Raw genomic sequence first — 21,616 nt, 5'->3', positions numbered from 1 at the left:
TAGAGGATCTATAGCCTGTTCGTGTATAATAGAGGGTAAGAGCAATTGACTGCAATTAATCCTTAAGCACCTCATTCCATTAAACTGAAACCTATATTGTTTATTATTTTATAGTCCATTTGTATTTTCGTTTATTTTTTTATTGTTACTTTTATTTGTGTTTTTATGAAAAAACGAAATATATCAATAGTTTTATGATGGCATTCCTTTTTCCGAGGCTTTAATAATAATGCGCTGTTTTAATTGGGAAAGAATAATGGGAGCAGGTTTTGAAATATTGCCATTCGTTCAAATATATAATGGCTATATGCAAATTAAGTGGCGCTACTTATTAAAGTTATGGGGGGAAATTTTTCTGATGCTTATTAGTAATGGATTTCAGGAGAATGGCCAAATTTATATTGTAGCAATTACCCACTACCAAACCTGCAAATAATACCACACGCTTAAAATAGAAAACCTGATATGAAAAATCATCCATTCAAAATATTTGGAGTCTTACTGTTATTTGCAATTACATATAGCTTTATAACATCCTGTCAAACGCATACTATTCAAACTGTTGAACGCTGGGCTGTACAGGAAATTCATCTAGAGGGACCTTCTGAGGGCAACCCCTACATGCAAAATACACTAGAGGCAATATTCACTAACGGGGCCTTAACAGTTACTGTTCCTGGGTTTTATGATGGCAATGGAAATTATATTATACGATTCTCCCCTGGGGAATTGGGGGAATGGTCTTATAGTACTAAAAGTAATGAGGCAGCATTAAACAACCAAAAAGGTACTTTTCAGTGTATTGAGCCGACTGCTGATAATCATGGGCCACTAAAAATCGTTAATACCCATTACCTGGAATATGTTGACGGTTCACCTTTTTATTCAGTTGGTACAACTGCCTATCAATGGACAAGTGTCAAGCAAAGCATACAGGACCAAACCATAGAAACATTAAAAACCGCACCTTTTAATAAAATACGTATGTGTGTGTTTCCTAAGCACTATGTTTATGGAAATGACGTTGAACCGTGGATGCTCCCTTTCAGTAAAAAAGACAGCATAAATGACCCTAGCCAACCCAATTACGCTTTTTTTCAAAATTTTGACAAAAGGGTACAACAACTTATGGAAATGGGTATACAAGCGGATGTAATTCTATTTCATCCCTATGATGTATGGGGGTATTTTAAAATGGGTAAGGAAATGAACGAAAAATATGTGCGCTATATGATTGCCAGACTGTCTGCTTATCGCAATGTTTGGTGGTCACTGGCCAATGAATGGGATGTACCCAACATCAAAAATGAGATTGATTGGGAAGGGATTGGCAGTTTGTTGCAAAAAGAAGATCCGCATCAGCGTTTTCGGGGAATTCACAATTGGTACCATGATGAAAGCCATTTTTATGACCACACGCGTCCTTGGGTGACGCATGTAAGCACACAAACCTATTTTTTCTTCAATGCCCTAAAATGGCGCGATCAATATCAAAAACCAATTCTTTTTGATGAAATGCGCTATGAAGGAGATGTGAATAGCAACTGGGGAAATATGAATGCCAAAGAAATGACTAGCTATTTCTGGAAGGCAGGATTAAGTGGTGTTTACGGAACCCATGGGGATACCTATAAGAATGATTCCGACGAAGAAACTGAAGTGCGTTGGTGGGCAAAGGGAGGAACATTAATGGGGGAAAGTCCTGAACGGATAGCCTTTTTTAGAAGCATTATGGAAGCTGCACCTGTAACAGAAATGAAACCCGAGCTCCTGTCTTTGTCAGGACTGGATGTACCAGATACTATTCCAGACAATAATGACGGCACATTGATTAAAGCGCTCAACAATAATATATATACTTTCCAAAAGGAGGGTGAATACTATTTAACTTATACAGAGGAGGTAGACCAGCCAGTTGAATTAAGTCTTGCTGGTACAAAAGAGTACAATTTAGAAGTAATCGACACTTGGAACATGACCATCCAACCGGTAAAAATAGTGCAACCGGGTAAGTTTGAATTTAAGACTGAAAAGCCATTTACAGCGCTTCGACTAATCGTAAAATAAAAATTTTGGTTGCCTAATTCAGGATAAATTAATTGGTTGATATAAAGCTTAAACAATGATATATGGCTCAGTTGAAAAATGAGAATGGTGTTAACCCTTCTTCTTATAAAAGGAAAATATTTGCTGTAATATGTGCGCTTACTGTGGGTATCTCGGGCTTTGTCGTGGTTAGTTATTCTAGTATAAATACCTCCCAGCAAGAACAAGATTATCCTATTTCAAAAATTCTAGAAGGGCATGATAAGGAGTCTAATAAAGAAAAAAATCAGAAAAAGGGTTTTATTGACCTAACTGGTGAGCGTATTAGTTATAAGCCACGTGTGATTAACACTACAGACTTGGGAGCTGATCCTGATGACAAACAATCTATGGTGCGGCAATTGGTTAGTGCCAACGAATTCGATATTGAAGGCTTGATCGTTTCTACAGGTTGTTGGAGGAAGACTCAAAGCAATACGGAGATGCTGGACCAAATTGTCAATGCTTATGGTGAAGTTTATGACAATCTTGCCGTTCATGCAGAAGGATTTCCAAGTCCTGAATACCTAAAGTCTATTTCTGTCATGGGACAATTGGGTTATGGCATGGCGGATGTAGGTTTAGGAAAGGACAGCCCTGGTGCTGAACTCATCATAAGTGCCGCTGACAAGGACGATCCACGACCAGTGTGGATAATGGGTTGGGGAGGAATGAATACTGCAGCACAAGCCATTTGGAAAGTGCGTGAAACGCGTTCTCCTGAAGCATTCAATAAATTTCTTAGAAAGCTGAGGTTGTTTGATATCCTGGGTCAGGATGATTCCGGAGCCTGGATAGTCAAAAATTTTCCACAAGTATTCTATATCCGTGCCACAGGAGTATATGGCTGGGCACCTTCCGATGAATACCTTGACAATCACATTCAAAATCATGGCCCTCTGGGTGCCGAATATCCTGATCGTCAATGGGCAACAGAAGGAGATTCACCTGCTTTTATGCATGTCTATCCCAATGGATTAAATGACCCAGAACAAATTGATCAGGGGGGCTGGGGCGGTCGCTTTAGTTTTGCAAAACAAGAAGGCATTAGAAGCATGTCTGAAGTGCAGAAAATAAAAGAAGATGCAGAACTATTGTTCGATCCTTATTTTATGTATGGCAATACCCCTGAAAAGGCCAAAGCAATAAAAAAATGGAGCAATGGTTACAATAACGATTTTGCTGCACGTATGGATTGGAGTATTACAAGCAACTACGAGGAGGCAAATCATCATCCAAGACCGGTGTTGAATGGCGATAAGTCCCTAAAAGTGTTAATAAAGTCGGCTAAGGCAGGATCAACCATTGAGTTAAATGCGATTGGTTCCAATGATCCTGATGGAGATGAATTAAGCTATACATGGTCTTTTTATGAGGAACCCAGTTCCTATGAAGGCTCGGTAATTATACAGGACAGTGAATCTTCCACAGCTAAAGTGTTAATTCCATCGGATGCAGTTGGTAAGAATATTCACCTTATTTTAGAATTATATGACAATGGAACTCCCAATTTATATGCCTATCGTCGTTTAATAGTTGAGGTGCTTCCTTAGGACCTTCTGGTACTAATGCAAAAGCGAGTATGATCAAAATTATGACTTGGGAAATACCACTTTTGCTACCAGCCGACCATTTCCACAGGCTTCAAATCCGGTTTTATTAAATTTTATTTTATAAATTACCATTGGTAAATGGCTCAAAGAAAATTCTTGGAAAGGCTATAGTATTTGAAAATAATTCCACAAACAATTGACAATCCTGAAGGAAATCATAGAAAAAAACGCATCAGGGAAAAAGGTTTTGGGCCTTTTTATACTGACCAATATAGTTTACATCCTAATGCTTGCCGTTACAATTCCCCAAACAATGGCATTCTCGGATGGAATGGATTTGTTGGACATGATGCCCATGGGATACGATTGGACTTATGTAGATAATTTATTCAGTAACCTTGGAGAGGAGGGACGCAGAACTTATCTGACCCTACAGTTGCCTGTAGACATGCTATACCCGTTGCTTTTCGGAATTTCTTATTGCCTAATTATAGCTTACTTTCTCAAAAAATTGAACCAACTGAAATCTCCTTTTACTTATCTTTGCCTATTGCCTGTAATGGCTGGAATAGCGGATTATTTAGAGAATTTTGGGATTATTGCAATGTTGAAAAGTTATCCTGACCTGACCAAATTTTCAGTAAAAATTACAAGTACTTTTTCTGTTATAAAGGCTACATCGACAAGTTTATTTTTTATCGTTATTATTATAATGTTACTGATTTTGGGGTTTAAAGCCATTTCTGGAAAAAAAGTTTAGGCCTATTCATTGGCAATCTTGTGCTTATAAATAACCGATAAAAAAGCGCCTGGAACTCAGTTCTTATTAGAATAAAACTTTGAAACGAATTAGCTAATAATCGCTTGAGCAGGAATTAATTTTTCTTATGTAACAAAAGTAACTGTACAGGTAAATACATTTTCACACCTTTACATTGTCAAAACAACAAACAGTTTACCGTCATTGCTGGAAACACCTTATAGGATGGTAATTGTAGCAGAATCCAGGCAATTGAATTGAAGACTAAAACTAAAACGAATAGTCGGATAGTTTGTTGTAAACAGTGTTTGAAGAGGAAATCTTAACTTGAAAAAAATGAGCTTAAAAGAAATAATAAAAGAAAAATTAGGGACGATTGTAGATGTACGAACCCCTATGGAATTTAGTGGCGGAAATGCAGAGGGATCGCTAAATATACCTTTGCAAGAGATGGATAAAAGGATTGAGGAGCTGAAAACTTTGAAACAACCTTTGGTGTTGTGTTGCGCAAGTGGTGGAAGAAGTGGACAAGCTACCCAATATTTAAAACAGCAAGGAATTGAATGTTACAATGGTGGCTCTTGGTTAGACGTTAATTATTACCAAACTCAAACCGCATAATTATGATAAATACAATCAAACAAATTTTTGGATTTGGCCCAAAGGTGGATTTTGCCGAATTGGTAAAACAAGGGGCTATTGTTTTAGATGTTCGAAGTAAGGGTGAATACCAAGGTGGACATATAAAAGGGTCCACCAATATAGCTGTGGATGCCCTAAGTAGTAATCTGGGTAGGCTTAAAGACAAGAACAAGCCAATCATTACCTGTTGTGCAAGTGGTATGAGGAGCGCCTCTGCAAAGCGAATATTAAAATCAAAGGGTTACAATGAAGTATACAATGGAGGGGCCTGGAACAGTTTGCAAAATAAAATTCATTAACAATTTTTAAAAAATAAACCAAAATGGAAAAAACCAATCAAATCGGACTCGACGCAGTTAAAAGCAAATCCTTAGCTGAAGGTTTAAACAATTTACTTGCAGATTATATGATGTTTTACCAAAACACCAGAGGTTTGCATTGGAATATTAAAGGAGACAAATTTTTCGAGTTGCATTTGAAATTCGAAGAACTCTATAACGACCTTCTATTGAAGGTAGATGAAGTGGCCGAAAGAATATTGACTTTGGGGGCCACTCCATTACACACATTTGACGATTACAAAAACGTTGCAAAGATTCAATCCGTTAAAAATGTTTCAGATGGAAAACAGGGTGTTCAAACCATTTTGGAGGCATTTAAAACAATTATTTTAAAACAAAGAGTGTTATTGTCCCTTTCAGCTGATGCTGAAGATGAAGGTACCAATGCCCTGATGAGTGACTACATTAGTGAGCAAGAAAAGCTGGTTTGGATGTATTCCTCTTTCTTAAATAAATAAAATTAAAAATAATTAAAAGCTTCCCTATTTTGAATGGTTCATTCATATATAGGGAAGCTTTTTTTTGTTATATAAGGGCAGAAGAATAGCCAACGCGAAACTTGCAGGTAAGTTTTCTCAATTATGGGACAATTTTTACTAAATTTAAGGTGTTATACCAAGACTATTGCCTAAAAATTGGACTTGATTTCCATTGCCTTTTTTAATTTATGAATAATTTTTATGAAGGAAATTTCGAAGCGCTTATCTACAGATCTTTACCGATTAGGGGTTAGAAAAGGGGACCATTTACTAATCCATTCTTCACTTAACGCTTTGGGGAGATTTCCCAATCGGGCTGAGATATTTGTCAAATTTATTTTGAATTATTTGGGCGATGAAGGAACCCTATTAATGCCAAGCCTTTCCTACAAAACAGTACATAAAACACAGCCGATTTTTAATGAATTAACCACCCCATCTTGTGTCGGAGGTTTAACGGAGTTTTTTAGGACTTACCCAGGTGTAAAAAGAAGCATTCATCCCACACATTCCGTGTGTGGTTTGGGAGCCAAAGCAGCTTTTCTCTTGAATGATCATTTAAAAGATGAGACACCTTGTGGCCCTTATTCACCTTTTGCCAAATTGCCTTTAGTGAATGGGAAGGTAATGTTTTTGGGATGTGGGACCAGACCCAATACTTCTATGCATGCGGTGGAGGAAAAATTCATACCTCCCTATTTATTTGGTGAAAAAGTAATCCACGAATTGCAACTTTCAAATGGTAAAACGCTTGTTAAAACCTATCAAAGGCATGGTTTTAAAGGATTTGAGCAACGTTATGACCGTTTGTTTAATGTCCTGGAACCTAAAGATTGTCGATTGGGAAAAGTATTGGAAGCGAAAACTGTTGTTATGGATGCCATGGCTATTTGGGAAAAAGGGATCCTGTATTTAAAACAGGATCCTTTTTACTTTGTCGATAGGGCAAACTAACTGATTATTGTGTAGCCGCATGACAAGCACAGCCACTGTGCATGTAGGTTTGTATGCTTTCATGCCACGGAAAAGCCTCGTTAAAGAGATTGTTTTCCCAATAAAAAGGCTTTCTTATTTTAGGTTCATTTCCTATTTCATCCATGGTAGTTGAATTATAGAGCCTTCCATTGATCATGGTGTGGGTGATAGAATTTGAATTTTTAATGTCCTCCAACGGGTTTTTATCCATAATGATAAGGTCTGCTAATTTCCCTTCCTTTAAAGAGCCAATGTCCTTGTCCATTCCTATGTATTTTGCGCCATTTATCGTCGCTACTTTTAGCGCATCATGATTGGACATGCCTCCCTGAACAAAACTCCATAACTCCCAATGAGCGCCTAATCCCTGCAATTGACCATGTGCTCCTAAGTTTATTTTCACCCCTTTTTCCGCAAGTGCATTGACTTGTTGGGAAGTGAGAATATGACCATTTTCATATTCCTCATCAGGTGCCATGGTTCTATGTCTGGACCGTGCATCAATTACCCCTCTGGGAGTAAAGCGCAGGAGCTTCTCATTTTCCCATACATTGGTCTTTTGGTACCAATAGTTTTCACCATTAAGCCCTCCATAATTGACAATAAGGGTAGGGGTGTAACCAACTTCTGACTGACTCCAGAATTCAAGAACATCCTTGTAAACCGGTGCAATTGGGATATTATGTTCGATGCCTGTATGGCCATCCTGCACCATGGATAAATTGTGGAACAAGGTAGAACCTCCCTCTGGTACCACATTTACGCCAAGTTCTCTTGCTGCTTGTAACACTTGTTGCCGTTGGTCTCTTCTAGGTTGGTTATAAGACTTGACCGAATTGGCTCCAAATGCTTTGGTACGACGGATAGAAGATTTTGCATCCTCTAATTTATTAATAACAGCCTTAAAGTCTCCATCCGCTCCGTATAGAATAAAGCCTGTACTAAATACACGTGGTCCTACCAGACTACCGCTTTTTATCATTTCTGACAAGGTAAATACGGTTTCACTATTGGCAGAAGGATCATGAGATGTAGTGACTCCAAAGGCAAGGTTGGCATACAATTGCCAGTTTTGTTGTACGGTAAGGCCATCTCTAAAGGCGCCGATATGTGCATGTGCATCTACCATACCAGGCATGATCGTTTTACCATTCATTTCGTAGACCTTAGCGTCTTTTGGTAGCCTTACCTTATCACTTTCTCCAATTGCAAGGATTTTGGCCCCATCTGTTACAATGGTGCCGTTTTTAATGACCTCATCTCCCTCCATGGTGATAATTGTGGCTCCTGTAAATGCTATGCTGCCGTTTGGTTGGTCCACTTCAGCGCTGAGGCCTATGCCAATGCCTTCTTCCTTCAACTCATTTTCTTCTTCGGTCTTTGCTCCGAGGAAAGAGAACGTCTCGTTAAGGTTTTTACTGTAATACTGGTCACCCAAGTTCCAATGAACGGTCTTGCTATCCTTAGACCAGTGAAGGTAGAGCCCTGCGTCCTTATCCAGCGTTGCAACGGGTACAGATTTACTTTTGTCGTCAAGGTTATTCGTTTGCCCATTGAGGACCAGGGGAGCTACGTAGGCCTTATGCAGGTGAATAAAAGCGATCCATTTATTGTCCGGACTAGGCACCAATCGGTTGCCATATTTCGATTCAATATGTGTCCTTTCGTCTTTCCCATTTAGGTCTACAGATTTCAGACTTTTGGTTAGGCTGCCAAAGAATTTACCCCCTGTTTGGAAGAAAATTCTATCATGCCCCTCTGTAAACAATGGATAATCTCCAGTGGCGGTTATATATTTACTTTTTCCTGTTTCGAGGTTTAGTAAATAAATCCCCGGGTTTTTGGTGAATGTTCGCCCTTGATCCAGGTTGCCACCTTCTTTTCTGTACACCAGCCTTTTCCCATCTTGGGAATAGGAGGGATGTCTATAAATACCCTTTTCCTTGGTTATATTGGTAGTATTTTTACTTTTCAGGTCAATTTCTGCAATCGTACCTTTGTTTAAATCATTCCAGGTAACCAATACAATCTTTTTGCCATCCGGAGAAAAAGAGGGTTCCGCTTCAAAATCTTCTCCCGATGTTAACCTTTTTGGTTTGCCATTGGGTAATTCCTTTGTCCAAACATAACCTAAAGCCCTAAATACGATGGATTTTCCATCAGGGGAGCTGCTTACATCTCTTATCATTTTGGCAGTGAAAGTTTCCCGATCAATTTGATGTTCAAAGTGTACCCGTTTTGCCAATGGCATGTTTACAGCTACAGAAAAAGGAATGATGCTTTGACTTAGGTTGGTGGTGTTTATTTTCTGCAACTTCCCTTTCGCCCATATTACCAATTCATCGCCTTTAGGCATCCATGAGAAACCTGGATAAACACCAAAAATAGCCCATGCTGTTTGCTGGTCTTTGTTTAACTGGTCATAGACCGGCCATTCTTCACCAGTTTCCAAATCATGAATGTACAATACTGTTTTGGTTCTCACCCTTTTAATAAATGCTAGCTTAGTCCCATCAGGAGATACTTGCGGTCTTGCTGCTCCGCCTGGACCGCCAGTAATAGTTTTTATTTCACCGTTCTGAAAATCATATCTCTTGATGACATAAATTTGACCATTTGGATCTCGGTTGTATTGAAAACTTCCTCCTGGAGACATATCCTCGCTATAATAAAGGTACCTGCCATCGGGTGAAACCGATGGCTCATTGACGTCTTGTTGGTCATTCTTTCGCTTGGTCAGTTGTAAGCCATCCCCTCCTGTGATATGGTATTGCCACATTTCTCCAGCGCCTAGGGACCTTCTGGAGGAGAAGTGTTTCCTAGCCACTAAATAGTTACCATCGGGCATCCAATCTGCGTTATTGAGCAGGCGGAAGGATTCCTTGGTGATTTGTTTTGCAGCTGTACCATCCTCCTTCATTACCCATATATTGTCACCTCCGCCTGCATCAGAGGTGAAGGAAATCCATTCGCCATCTGGACTGAACCTGGGTTGAACTTCAAAGGGCATTCCAGTTCTTAAAGGTTTAGCCTTGCCTCCATCTATTGGGATGGAAAAAATGTCTCCTAGCATATCAAACACAATGGTACGGCCATCCGGACTGATATCTAAATTCATCCATGTTCCTTCGTCCGTATTGAAATTAATCGAGTCAAATTCCCAATTGCCATTTGGCTCGGAAATATTCCAATCCGTTTCCTCCTGAGCCATTAAAGGGGATAGCAGAAATAACCCAAACATCCAAACTATTAAAAACTTTCGCATAATGATTGATTTTTTACATACCTACACAAAGATATAGGCAATAAAATGAATAACTTATAGAAGCGCCAACAATTTGGCCATGGACTTGTTTGTATTAAGATGAATATAAAAGAAAAAAAGGTTGTGGCCATTGCAGGCGCGACAGGATATATAGGTAAATGGTTTATGGACAGGTTTAAAGACCAGTACCATATAGTAGGTTTGAGTAGAAAGGAGGTCAATGACAATCCTGAACCGAAAATTGAATGGAGGCAGGTGGAATTGTATTCCATTTCTTCTACTACTGAGGCACTCAAAGGGGTTGACTACGCCATCTATTTGGTGCACTCAATGAATGCATCCACCAGACTTAATCAGGGAAGCTTTGAAGATACGGACTTACTTCTGGCAGATAATTTCTCAAGAGCAGCAACGGCCAATGATGTGAAACAAATTATCTATTTGGGAGGTATTTTGCCTAAAGGAGAACCCGAAGAGGAGTGGTCGCAACATTTGAAAAGTCGACTTGAAGTGGAGCGAACCTTATCTACCGGAACTGCTGCGCTGACTGCTTTAAGAGCAAGTATCATTGTAGGGCCAGGGGGATCTTCTTTTGATATGATCAAGAATCTGGTGAAAAAGTTACCTGTTTTGATCTGTCCCCAATGGACTGAATCAAAAACACAACCTATTTCACTTAAGGATACACTTACCATCATAGCTGCTTGTTTAGGAAATGAGGAAGTATATCATAAAGCCATAGAAATAGGCAGTCCGGAGGTGATGAGTTATAAGGAAATGCTTGTCAAAACTTCCATGGTGATGGGAAAAAAAAGGTATGTATTTTCTGTTCCTTTTTTCTCTCCGGGGCTTTCGAAATTATGGGTAGGGTATTTTGGAGAAAGCCCCTCTCAACTTGTCTCTCCCTTGGTGGAAAGCCTGAAGCATACCATGACGGTATCCAAGGAATTGGCTTTTGATGCGGCTACTATTAATTACCAAAGTTATGAAGAGGCGGTAAAGATTGCACTTGAGACTGAAAAAGAACCTTTATTACCTTCTTTCAAACCACTTAATAAACAAAAAAATACGGTAAGAAGCATACAGCGATTACCCAATACCCTTGGTAAAAGTGCCTATTGGGCAGCCAACCGGTACAAGGTATGGTTACCTATTTTTTTTAAATCTATCATTGTAGCGAAAGAAGACAAGGACAAGATCATTAGTCTCTACGTATCCTTTATAAAAACCCCGATGCTACAATTGTCATGGGTGAAGGACAGAAGTGATAAAAAAAGGCAACTTTTTTACATTTCAGGTGGCTGGCTGGTCAGTCGGGCAAACTATGGTTGGCTGGAGTTCAGAGAGGTATTGGGGGGTAAATTCATCATTTCCGCCATCCACGAATTTGTGCCTAAGATTCCCTGGTTCTTTTATGTAAATACCCAGGCAAGGTTACACCTTTGGGTAATGAACAGGTATGCAAAATACCTAAACACGATTAGTAAGAAAAAAAGACATTTAATTTGAAACCGAAAGCAAGATTTCGAATGGCTGTGACGGGCAAATTAAAGGATATCCTTTTAACAATTGAATACTAGATCGTTTAGTTGAAACAGTTTTTCTGTTTTGTATATATGGAATAAATTGGTCAAAAAAAATCCCCGAAGTTTATCCGGGGATTTAATATTGATTGTATTTATGTAAAGGTATAAATGGTTAGGCTTTTAAATTAGGCTCCCATCCTTTTTCATATTCTCTTTTCCAAAGGGCATTTCCTTTTTTACTATTGGTAATGTGACCATTTGAAGAATCACAAGTTAGCACCTCTCCAGTTCTGGAAGCGATGTTTGCCAGGTGGCAAAGCAACACACTTTTTGCACCTTCCTCGATAGGACTTTTTTGTTCCGCTTTTCCTCGGATAGCATCAAAGAAGTTAACAACATGAAGGGTAGACATATCGCCTCCCCCGCCTAATGCAGTGCCAGCTTCGTTGCTTTCTGATTCACTGGTTTTGATTAAATCACCTTTTCTATCATAAAGTTTGTAACCACCCCTGTCAATATATACAGAGCCATCTGTTCCATAAACGATAGTACCTCTTCCCGGACCATAAGTATTGTGTCCATTTCGGCTTTTACAGTCCCACTGAATGGTTCTATTGTCTGAGAATTTAAAAACAGCATCCATTGTATCGTACATGGTCCAGCCATCATTTGGCCAATGGTACTTTCCTGAATCTACTGAAACTTTTTCAGGAAAATCTACCTGAAGTGCCCATCTGGCAACATCTATTTCGTGGGTACCATTGTTTCCTGCTTCCGCTGTTCCATAGTCCCAGCCATACCAGTGCCAGTTGTAATTCCAGGTTTCTTCTGTATAATCCCTTCTAGGAGCAGGTCCTTGAAACAAATCCCAGTCCAATCCATTTGGCGGTGAAGCCTTCTTTTGGTTAGGAACTTCTCCTCTTGCGGAATTGTAAAAGGCTGTGGCTTTGTAAACATTTCCTATCACACCTTCATGGATATCCTTAATGATTTGGATACTTTCAGGGGAAGAGCGCTGCTGGTTACCCATTTGCACCACTTTATTGTAATGCTTTTGGTAAGCAACTAATAGTTCTCCTTCATACGGGTTGTGACTACAAGGTTTTTCTACATAGACATTTTTACCTGCCTCTAGTGCGAGCCAGGTACCTGGCGCATGCCAGTGATCTGGGGTTGCGTTGATCAAGGCATCAACTTCTTTGTCTTCCAAAACTTTAAGTAAACTGTTTTCAAGTTTTGGTTGATAATCTATGTGTTTAGAGAAATTCTTTGCAGCCCTTTCTCTTTGTGAAGGCATGACATCACAAAGGTACATAAGGTTTATATTGCTGGATTTTAATTTTACAGGCTCATAATATGCGCCCAATCGTCTTCCTAAACCAGCGATGGCTAGGTTGATCCTGTCATTTGCTCCGATGATATTTCCGTAGCTTTTGGCAGAAAACCCTACAGCTCCTAAAGAAGAAATACCCATGGTTGCCAAAGCAGATTTTTTAATAAAATCCCTCCTGCTATCATTAGATTTATTCATAATTATTCTTAGGTTAGTTGAATGTATTGTTAATAACTTTTATTCTGTTTTCATGATGCTTCTGGCAATGCCAATTTCTAAACCGCGCAATTCAGCAAGCCCTTTCAACCTTCCAATAGCTGAGTAGCCAGGGTTGGTGATCTTACCCAAATCGTCCAACATTTGGTGTCCATGGTCAGGACGCATAGGAAGTGATTTACCTATTTTCTGTTGTAATTTAACAATGGCTTCTACTACATCTGCCATAGGTACATCTCCTTCCATATGGTTGGCTTCGTAGAAATTCCCTTCTTCATCCCTCTGAGTACTTCTCAAGTGAATGAAGTGAATGTGTTCACCATATTTTTCTACCATTGCGGGTAGATCATTGTCAGCCCTGATTCCTAAGGAACCTGTGCAAAAGGTGAAACCGTTATAAGGACTATTGTTGTTTTCTAGAATACGGTCATAATCCTTGGCAGTACTCACCACTCTCGGCAAGCCAAAAATAGGGAATGGAGGGTCATCAGGGTGAATGCAAACGGACACCTTGTTTTCTTCAGCTACAGGCACTATTGCATCGAGAAACAAATTAAGGTTTTCGCCTAGTTTCTTTGCATCGATACCTTTGAATGTATCCAGTGCTTTTTGAAAATCCTCTACAGAGTATCCTTCTTCTGCACCTGGTAATCCAGCAATGATATTATTGACCAGCTGGTTCTTTTCCTCTTCAGACAAGGTATCAAAATGAGCCTTGGCCTTTTGCTTCATGTTTTCGCTGTAATCTGCAGCAGCACTTGGACGTTTAAGAATAAATAAGTCAAAGGCAGCAATGGCCTTCATTTCAAAGCGAAGTGCTTTTGCGCCGTTAGCCATTGGGTAGGCAAGGTTGGTTCTTGTCCAATCCAATATGGGCATGAAATTATAACAAACAGTGTAAACACCTTCAGCAGCCAGATTTCTGATGCTCTGCTGATAATTTTTAATGCACTCTTCAAAATTCCCTGATCGGGTTTTGATGTTTTCATGCACAGGTACACTTTCCACGACGGACCAGTTCAATCCAGCCGCTTCTATGATGGCTTTCCGCTCTTTAATTGCATCCCGTGTCCAGACCTGGCCATTTGGAATTTGATGTAAGGCAGTAACAATGCCTGTAGCTCCTGACTGGAGGATATCTGACAAACTTACTGGGTCATTTGGACCATACCAACGCATGGTTTGTTCCATATATATTGGTTGCTTATTATTGCTCATACTCCTGAATACGCGCTAAATCCCCCATCTATTTCTGTAATTGTTCCAGTTACGAACTTTGATGCTTCACTACTCAACCACTGTACAGCTCCAAAAAGCTCTTCTGGACTTCCAAATCTGGCCATTGGTGTATGGTCAATGATCTGATTGCCACGCTGTGTGAGGCTACCATCCTTGTTGGTTAGTAAAGCTTCATTTTGAGCGGTTAAAAAGAAACCGGGCGCTACAGCATTGACGCGTAATCCTGCGCCATATTTTTTAGCAAATTCCACAGACATCCATTTGGTCATATTATCAATAGCCGCTTTGGCTGAAGCATATCCCATTACACGGGTCATAGGCCTGCTGGCTGCCATGGAAGAGATATTGATGATTGACGCCTTATTTGATTTTACCAATAAAGGTAAAAAGGTCTTTATTGGTAAGAAGGTTCCCATATAATTGAGATCCATAATTGTTTTTACAGCATCTGAAGACAAGTCAGTAACCATTTGATCCGGCATGACAGTAGCTCCAGGCATATTTCCTCCAGCAGCATTAATCAAAACATCTACCTGCTCAAATTCTTTCTCCAGGTTATCTTTGATCTGGGTAAGGTCATTTTCATTGGTTACATCCGCGATGGCAGGGTAGGCATAACCGCCATCATCCTTGATTTCATTCACAAGTGTACTTACCTTTTCCTCATTTCTTCCAAGGATTATCATCTGTGCACCTTCCGATGCTAGGTGTTTGGCAATGGCTTTGCCTAAAACACCGGTTCCACCACTAATTATGATGACTTTGTTTTTTACTGAAAATAATTGAGACATTGTATGTATTATGGTTATTATTTATTTTAAAGTGAAACTCCTCGTTTCCAAGGTATAAAATCGTCCTGATTCAACAATACCGCTTTTGCTTTTATCTTACCACTAGCCACTTGTATAATATGCTCCATTAACTCATCTCCCATTTCAGGAATGGTTTTTTCACCTGAAATGATTCCTCCGGTGTCTACATCTATGATGTCAGACATTCTTTTGGAAAGTTTGTGATTGGAAGACACCTTAATAACAGGTGTGATTGGATTTCCTGTAGGGGTGCCCAAACCTGTTGTGAACAAAATGATATTGGCTCCAGAACCTGCCATTGCAGTGGTGCTTTCTACATCATTTCCCGGGGAGCACAATAAACTTAGTCCAGGTTTTGTAACAATTTCAGTATAATCAAGGATGTCTACAATAGGAGAGGTGCCACCTTTTTTGGCTGCTCCTGCTGATTTAATAGCATCCGTAATCAAGCCATCCTTTATATTCCCAGGACTTGGGTTCATGTCAAAACCAGAACCTACCGCTTCAGCGGATGCTGAATAGGCACGCATTAACTTCACGAATTTTTCTGCATTCTCATCACTGGTACACCTGTTAATCAATTCCTGTTCTACACCGCATAACTCGGGAAATTCAGATAAAATGGTTTTCCCTCCCAATGCGGCAAGGATATCGGAAACCTGACCTAAGGATGGGTTGGCAGAGATCCCTGAGAAACCATCAGATCCACCACATTCCAAACCTATAGTCAATTGGCTCAATGGCGCTGGTTCTCTTACAAGTTGATCAGCCTCTGTCATTGCCAAAAAGGTAGATTGGATGGCTTTGGTGAGGAGTTGGGGTTCGGTCCCTTCTTCCTGCTGTTCTAAGATGATTACAGGTTTTTTGAAATCAGGATTAATATTGGCTAATTTCTCTTTTAAAATCGCAGGTTGAGCATTTTGACAACCCAGACTTAATATAGTTGCACCCGCCACATTTGGGTTATTGATGTATCCGGCGATCAAGGCACAAAGGGCCTCAGAATCTTGCCTGGTGCCACCGCAACCTCCGTTATGGGTTAGGAATTTGATGCCGTCTAAGTTTTTAAATAGCTTTTCTTCCCCTGCGAGTTCTAGCGTTTCCACGCCGACTTGCTGAAGCCCTTCCTTGTCTCCATCGAGATAAAGTTGCTTCATTTGTTTTACAAAGGATTTATAGGGATTGGGCTTAGCAAAACCCAGCTCCTCTACAAAAGCCTGCTTCATGATTTCTATGTTTCGGTTTTCACAAAAAACCAAAGGTACAACTAGCCAATAGTTGGCAGTTCCTACCTGGCCATCAGGTCGATGATAGCCTTCAAATGTCCTGTTTTTCCATTTGCTTACATCAGGAGCATTCCATTCAAATGCTTTTCTTTGGCCAGTGTAGGTGGCTGTCTGATGGGCAAGGTTGCTCGTTGTGATTACATCACCTGATGCAATGGGGAACAAGGCTTTTCCCACAATTATACCATACATATAAACCTTGTCATCCTGACCTAAGTCAGAAATGGTGAATTTATGCTTGGCAGAAACACTGCTTTTTAATGTAATTTCATGATTTCCAAATTGGATAATTTCGCCCTTATTAAGGTCCGTTAACGCAACCAGAACGTTGTCGTCAGGATGAATTTGTAAAACTTTATGCACCATTTCAATTATTTGATTATCTTGAGCAATCGATTGCACAATTTATAAATAAATTAAAAGAAAAGAGGCTAAGGGCTTCTTTTTTTTAAATCCCCATTAATTTTGATGGTTTATTGTCAACATTATAAAATCATATCAGAAGGTGTCACAAAGAGAATTGACATCGAAATACCCGAATTGCTGGAAATTGGTAATTGAGGGATGGAATAAATTGCGAGTGAAACCTTCTGTGAATACTAAGCTAAGCCATTATTAGTCAGACTATATTTAAGCGTGACATTGTGTTAATTTGATTCAATGCTTGATATTAGGTTAGAGATATTGTGAATGAATTATTGAAATAAAACTTAATTCATATAATTTTAAGAAGTGAACGAATAATAGAAACCCAAATTATATTGCAATTCATATGTTTAAATTTAAAAAGACGAATTTCCCAATCTACCTAAGTTTGCTGTTTTTGGCAGCTATTTTGGTGAGCTGCTCGAAACCTGGAGGGGTAAGGATATTAAAACTTGGTCATGGATTGGATACCAGTCACCCTGTCCATGCAGCCATGTTGTATTTAGCTGAAAAGGCAGAAGAAAAATCTGATGGAAAAATGATAGTACAAGTATATCCCAACCAGCAATTAGGAACTGAGCGGGAACTTGTAGAATTGCTACAAATAGGGAGTTTGGCCATGACCAAAGTTTCCACTGCAGCGATGGAAGGATTCGCACCAGAAATTAAAATATTGGGTCAGCCTTATTTGTTTCGCGATGATGAGCAGCAGGCCAAGGTTCTGGCAGGGCCTATAGGTAAAGAACTGCTAGCAGCTGGTGAAAAATACTGGTTGAAAGGTTTGTGCTTTTATGATGGTGGTAAGCGTAGTTTTTATACCAAAGACAAGCCTGTAATGGTACCCTCAGATATTGAGGGTTTGAAAATCAGGGTAATGGAAAGCCCTACTGCAGTAAATATGGTGCAGAGTTTCGGAGGCTCGCCTACACCAGTATCTTTTGGTGAGCTTTATACAGCATTGCAACAAGGCATAGTAGATGGTGCTGAGAACAACCCTCCAAGTTTTGTTACTTCCCGACATTATGAAGTGTGCAAGTACTATTCTTTAAACGAACATACCGCCATTCCCGATATGATGATTGTAAGTACCAAAGTATGGGACTTGCTTTCCGCAGAAGAAAGAACCTGGCTTCAGGAAGCTGCTGATGAATCTGCAGTTTACCAATACAAACTATGGGAAGAATCTGTCGCTGAATCTATGAAAATTTTGGAAGAAGCTGGAGTTGAGGTACTTTACCCCGACAAAGAACCATTTAGAAAAGAAGCGGAAAAGGTCTATGAAATCATGAAAGAATCAGATCCGGAAATGTATAAGTTGGTGCAAGAAATTAGAAAATATTAAGCAATGAGCAGTCTTAAATTAAAATTAGATAAAATTGTAGGGATCATGCTAATGGTCATTATGGCTGTGATGGTTCTTAATGTTACCTGGCAGGTTTTTTCCAGGTATGTGCTCCAATCACCTAGTTCTTTTACAGACGAACTATCAAGGTATTTATTGGTGTGGTTAGGTATGTTGGGTGCTGCTTATGTGGCCGGACAAGGAAATCACCTTGCCATAGACATATTGCCAACCAAGCTGGTCGGCGAAGCCAAACGAAGATTATTAATAGTTATCAATATTGTCATCATACTATTTGTTATTCCTGTGATGATAATGGGAGGGGCAAACCTGGTTTACATTACCTTCATTCTGGAACAAAAATCTGCGACTTTGCAATTGCCGCTGGCTTATGTTTATATGATGATCCCTTTTTCAGGTCTGCTGGTACTTTTTTACCAATTAACAGACATTAAAAGTTTAATGAACAAAAAAGACCTCCAAAATATTTAAATCATGGAAGAATATTTAAGCATACTTATACTGATTGTTAGTTTTATTATTCTAATGGGTATTGGCGTTCCGGTTGCCTGGGCATTGGGTTTTTCTAGTTTTCTTACGCTTACTGTTACCATAGCCTCTGTACCTTCAGCCACCACTATAGCCCAAAGAATGGGAGTGGGGCTGGATAGTTTTGCCTTATTGGCGATCCCGTTTTTTATATTGGCAGGAGAGATAATGAACAAAGGAGGCATTGCCAACAGGTTAATTGATTTGGCAAAAGCCATGACAGGAAAACTTCCCGGTGGATTGTTGTACGTAAATGTAATTGCTGCCATGCTTTTCGGAGCCATTGCAGGTTCAGCCGCAGCGGCAGCTTCTGCCATTGGTGGTATATTGGCCCCTAGAATGGAGAAAGAAGGGTACCCTAGGGAATTAGGCGCTGCAGTAAATATCACTGCCTCTACTACTGGCTTGATCATTCCCCCATCCAATGTGCTGATTGTTTATTCTTTGGCCAGTGGTGGTGTGTCCATTGCTGCTCTATTTATTGCCGGATATATTCCAGGCTTATTGATTGGTTTATTCTTGATGATCACCGCAGCTATTTTTATCAAAAAGCACAACTTAAAGCCAGGTGAACCTACAAGTGCGAAAGAACTTGGTACAAAATTTCTAGCAGCCTTCCCTAGTTTGATGCTTTTGGTCGTTGTAATTGGAGGGATAGTAGTTGGTGTATTTACGGCAACAGAGGCATCTGCAATAGCTGTCGTCTATACTTTGGTCTTGTCCTTCATTTATGGGGAAATAAAATTAAAAAACCTCCCATCTATTTTATTGAAAAGTTCCGAAACAACTGCGATTGTAATGTTGTTGATTGCTACTTCTATGAGCATGTCATGGGCCATGTCCAGTGAAAATATTCCTCAGTCGATTAGTGCTGCTTTACTCTCCATGAGTGACAATAAGTTCATGATATTAATTATGATAAACCTGATTTTATTGTTTGTTGGTACTTTTATGGACATGACACCGGCAGTATTGATTTTTACGCCTATTTTCTTACCAGCAGTGGTGACTTTAGGTATAGATCCAATCCACTTTGGTATCATGATGGTGTTGAATTTGTGTATTGGGGTTTGTACCCCTCCCGTTGGCTCCGTTTTATTTGTTGGGGTAGGAGTGGCCAAGACTTCCATTGCTAAGGTATTCTTTCCTTTACTTCCCTTTTTCTTTGCGATGTTATTAGGCTTGCTTCTGATCACATTGATTCCAGAGCTTACCCTTTGGTTGCCATCTGTTTTTGGTTTATAAGAAATTAGACATTTAATATATTCAACTCCTCAGCCTTCGGTTGAGGAGTTTTTTTATATCCAATTAACATTAGGCATGTGAAGAGGGTGGTTCCTGATGAGATTGAAATTGCAGCCATAAATTACTTGGATCAATTGTTTTATTTTGCCTTAAATAACGCCACTTTAGTATTTTAATATAGAAAAAATTAGGAAGGATTATGGAAAGAAGAAATGCTTTGAAAAGAATTACTTGCCTTTCAACAGGGATGTTTATCGCTTCCATTACAGGTGCGATTGCAAATAATAATTCTTCAAATCCGAACAAAACCATTTTGCTGGTATCTGGCTGGCAAGATGTGAACATTGGTGATATTGCACATACACCAGGATTGATTCATGTAATTCAGACCTTCCTGCCTGATTATGAAATCATACTTTGGAAAAAATCCAAAGGTGAAAAAGTAAAGGAACTTCTTCATAAGAACTATCCAGAGGTGAAAATCATCTATGGATCAGTAGCTCAAGACAGTAGTGTGGAAAATGAAGAAGTAATGTCGGCCATTAATAAAGCAGCTATTTTGGTTCATGGCTCTGGGCCTTATGTGGTGGGGCAAGACAACCTTGAGGCCTGGATGAAATATACCGACAAACCTTTTGGTATTTTTGGTACCACCATCCAATCCATTTCTCCAGAATTAAAAAAAGTGTTGGATGCTTCCTCTTTTATTTATACCAGAGAAACCGCTTCCTTAAAGATATTGAAAAGCCATGGGCTGAGAGGAAAGGATATTTCATTTGCTCCAGATGCTACTTTTTTCTTTGATCTCTTGGATGAGGACAAAGCCTTGTCATTTTTAGAAAACCATCATTTAGAGGAGAAGAAATTTATATGTGTCATCCCCAGGCTAAGGTACACTCCCTACCATAAAATCAAAAAAGTCAATTGGTCGGCTGAAAAAATTAGGGAAGTAGAAGAAACCAATGCAAAATACAAAGAAGTAGACCATGCCAAGATGAGGGTGGCGATGATAGAATGGGTAAGGAAAACAGGGAACAAAATATTGATTTGTCCTGAAATGACCTATCAGGTAGACATTATGGATGAATTGCTGATTGATCCACTTCCGGAAGATGTGAAAAGTAAGGTGATCAAACGGGATTATTGGCTTCCGGATGAAGCCGCTTCGATTTATGCAAGGGCTCATTCTGTGCTAAGTTTTGAATGTCATTCTCCTATAATAGCTGCGGCCAATGGAACACCCATGTTTTATTTGAGGCAACCTGAAGACACCATCAAAGGACAAATGTATTATGACCTGGGCTTAGCTGATTGGGTATTTGAAATAGAAGAAACGGAGGGTAAGCAAATTGCCGATAGGTTGATGGAAAACTGGAAAGACTACAATAAAGCTGAACAAAAATTGGAGAAAGCAATGAAAAAAGTAGCCAATATTTACAAAGCTTCCTCAGGAAAAATCAAATTAGTTACCAGCTGAAGCTGACGGTTCAGTTCTTTTGATTTTCCCAAATGGTTTAACCCCGAATGAAATATTTATATGGG

At 39.5% G+C, this 21,616-nt stretch carries 17 protein-coding genes; 12 read left to right on the top strand and 5 right to left on the bottom strand.

Features of this window, described 5'->3' with window-relative positions; genetic code table 11:
- Window positions 1-465: 465 nt before the first annotated feature.
- The 7 genes from AC0L7T_RS16910 to AC0L7T_RS16880 all read left to right on the top strand — a co-directional run bounded on the left by AC0L7T_RS16910 (window position 466) and on the right by AC0L7T_RS16880 (window position 6,814).
- Window positions 466-2,067 (top strand): DUF5060 domain-containing protein, encoded by a 1,602-nt coding sequence (locus AC0L7T_RS16910; protein ID WP_473336810.1) that lies wholly within the window; start codon window positions 466-468, stop codon window positions 2,065-2,067.
- Window positions 2,068-2,129: 62 nt separating this feature from the next.
- Complete coding sequence (locus AC0L7T_RS16905) at window positions 2,130-3,638, top strand: nucleoside hydrolase-like domain-containing protein (RefSeq protein WP_473336807.1); 1,509 nt, start codon at window positions 2,130-2,132, stop codon at window positions 3,636-3,638.
- Between the two features lie 196 nt (window positions 3,639-3,834).
- Complete coding sequence (locus tag AC0L7T_RS16900) at window positions 3,835-4,398, top strand: hypothetical protein (RefSeq protein WP_473336805.1); 564 nt, start codon at window positions 3,835-3,837, stop codon at window positions 4,396-4,398.
- 336 nt (window positions 4,399-4,734) lie between these two features.
- Window positions 4,735-5,019: a rhodanese-like domain-containing protein gene (locus AC0L7T_RS16895; protein WP_473336803.1), complete on the top strand. Its 285-nt coding sequence runs from the start codon at window positions 4,735-4,737 to the stop codon at window positions 5,017-5,019.
- 2 nt (window positions 5,020-5,021) lie between these two features.
- Entirely contained in the window at window positions 5,022-5,339 is a 318-nt protein-coding gene (locus AC0L7T_RS16890) for a rhodanese-like domain-containing protein (RefSeq protein ID WP_473336801.1), read from the top strand.
- A 23-nt stretch (window positions 5,340-5,362) separates the two neighbouring features.
- On the top strand, window positions 5,363-5,839 hold the full coding sequence (locus AC0L7T_RS16885) for a Dps family protein (RefSeq protein WP_473336799.1): 477 nt from the start codon (window positions 5,363-5,365) through the stop codon (window positions 5,837-5,839).
- Window positions 5,840-6,061: 222 nt separating this feature from the next.
- Window positions 6,062-6,814 (top strand): AAC(3) family N-acetyltransferase, encoded by a 753-nt coding sequence (locus AC0L7T_RS16880; protein ID WP_473336797.1) that lies wholly within the window; start codon window positions 6,062-6,064, stop codon window positions 6,812-6,814.
- Between the two features lie 4 nt (window positions 6,815-6,818).
- Here AC0L7T_RS16880 and AC0L7T_RS16875 read toward each other — a convergent pair whose 3' ends face one another.
- Window positions 6,819-10,100 (bottom strand): amidohydrolase family protein, encoded by a 3,282-nt coding sequence (locus AC0L7T_RS16875; RefSeq protein ID WP_473336795.1) that lies wholly within the window; start codon window positions 10,098-10,100, stop codon window positions 6,819-6,821.
- A 99-nt stretch (window positions 10,101-10,199) separates the two neighbouring features.
- Here AC0L7T_RS16875 and AC0L7T_RS16870 point away from each other — a divergent pair, with 99 nt between their 5' ends.
- Window positions 10,200-11,609, top strand: a complete 1,410-nt coding sequence (locus AC0L7T_RS16870; RefSeq protein ID WP_473336793.1) for an NAD-dependent epimerase/dehydratase family protein — start codon at window positions 10,200-10,202, stop codon at window positions 11,607-11,609.
- 189 nt (window positions 11,610-11,798) lie between these two features.
- On the opposite strand, the gene AC0L7T_RS16865 is transcribed toward AC0L7T_RS16870, so the two are convergent.
- The 4 genes from AC0L7T_RS16865 to AC0L7T_RS16850 are packed head-to-tail and all read right to left on the bottom strand — an operon-like array spanning window position 11,799 to window position 16,878.
- The gene (locus AC0L7T_RS16865) at window positions 11,799-13,157 is read right to left on the bottom strand and encodes a Gfo/Idh/MocA family protein (protein WP_473336791.1); all 1,359 of its coding nucleotides are present in this window, start codon (window positions 13,155-13,157) and stop codon (window positions 11,799-11,801) included.
- 39 nt (window positions 13,158-13,196) lie between these two features.
- Entirely contained in the window at window positions 13,197-14,393 is a 1,197-nt protein-coding gene (uxuA, locus tag AC0L7T_RS16860) for a mannonate dehydratase (protein WP_473336789.1), read from the bottom strand.
- Window positions 14,390-15,205, bottom strand: a complete 816-nt coding sequence (locus AC0L7T_RS16855) for an SDR family oxidoreductase (protein WP_473336788.1) — start codon at window positions 15,203-15,205, stop codon at window positions 14,390-14,392. The genes uxuA and AC0L7T_RS16855 overlap by 4 nt, the downstream gene beginning before the upstream one ends.
- Window positions 15,206-15,231: 26 nt before the next feature.
- Window positions 15,232-16,878: a UxaA family hydrolase gene (locus AC0L7T_RS16850; protein ID WP_473336787.1), complete on the bottom strand. Its 1,647-nt coding sequence runs from the start codon at window positions 16,876-16,878 to the stop codon at window positions 15,232-15,234.
- Between the two features lie 406 nt (window positions 16,879-17,284).
- On the opposite strand from AC0L7T_RS16850, the gene AC0L7T_RS16845 reads away from it, so the two are divergent.
- The 4 genes from AC0L7T_RS16845 (at window position 17,285) to AC0L7T_RS16830 (ending at window position 21,551) form a co-directional block, all read left to right on the top strand.
- On the top strand, window positions 17,285-18,280 hold the full coding sequence (locus AC0L7T_RS16845) for a TRAP transporter substrate-binding protein (RefSeq protein WP_473336786.1): 996 nt from the start codon (window positions 17,285-17,287) through the stop codon (window positions 18,278-18,280).
- A gap of 3 nt (window positions 18,281-18,283) precedes the next feature.
- Window positions 18,284-18,772 carry a TRAP transporter small permease gene (locus AC0L7T_RS16840; protein WP_473336784.1) on the top strand — a complete coding sequence of 163 codons (489 nt, stop codon included), beginning with the start codon at window positions 18,284-18,286 and terminating at the stop codon, window positions 18,770-18,772.
- Window positions 18,773-18,775: 3 nt separating this feature from the next.
- On the top strand, window positions 18,776-20,074 hold the full coding sequence (locus AC0L7T_RS16835) for a TRAP transporter large permease (RefSeq protein WP_473336782.1): 1,299 nt from the start codon (window positions 18,776-18,778) through the stop codon (window positions 20,072-20,074).
- A gap of 199 nt (window positions 20,075-20,273) precedes the next feature.
- Window positions 20,274-21,551, top strand: a complete 1,278-nt coding sequence (locus AC0L7T_RS16830; protein ID WP_473336780.1) for a polysaccharide pyruvyl transferase family protein — start codon at window positions 20,274-20,276, stop codon at window positions 21,549-21,551.
- Window positions 21,552-21,616 lie beyond the last annotated feature (65 nt).

The organism is Cyclobacterium sp. 10D3-21, assembly GCF_055809755.1.
This window is presented reverse-complemented; position numbering and strand designations above follow the sequence as displayed.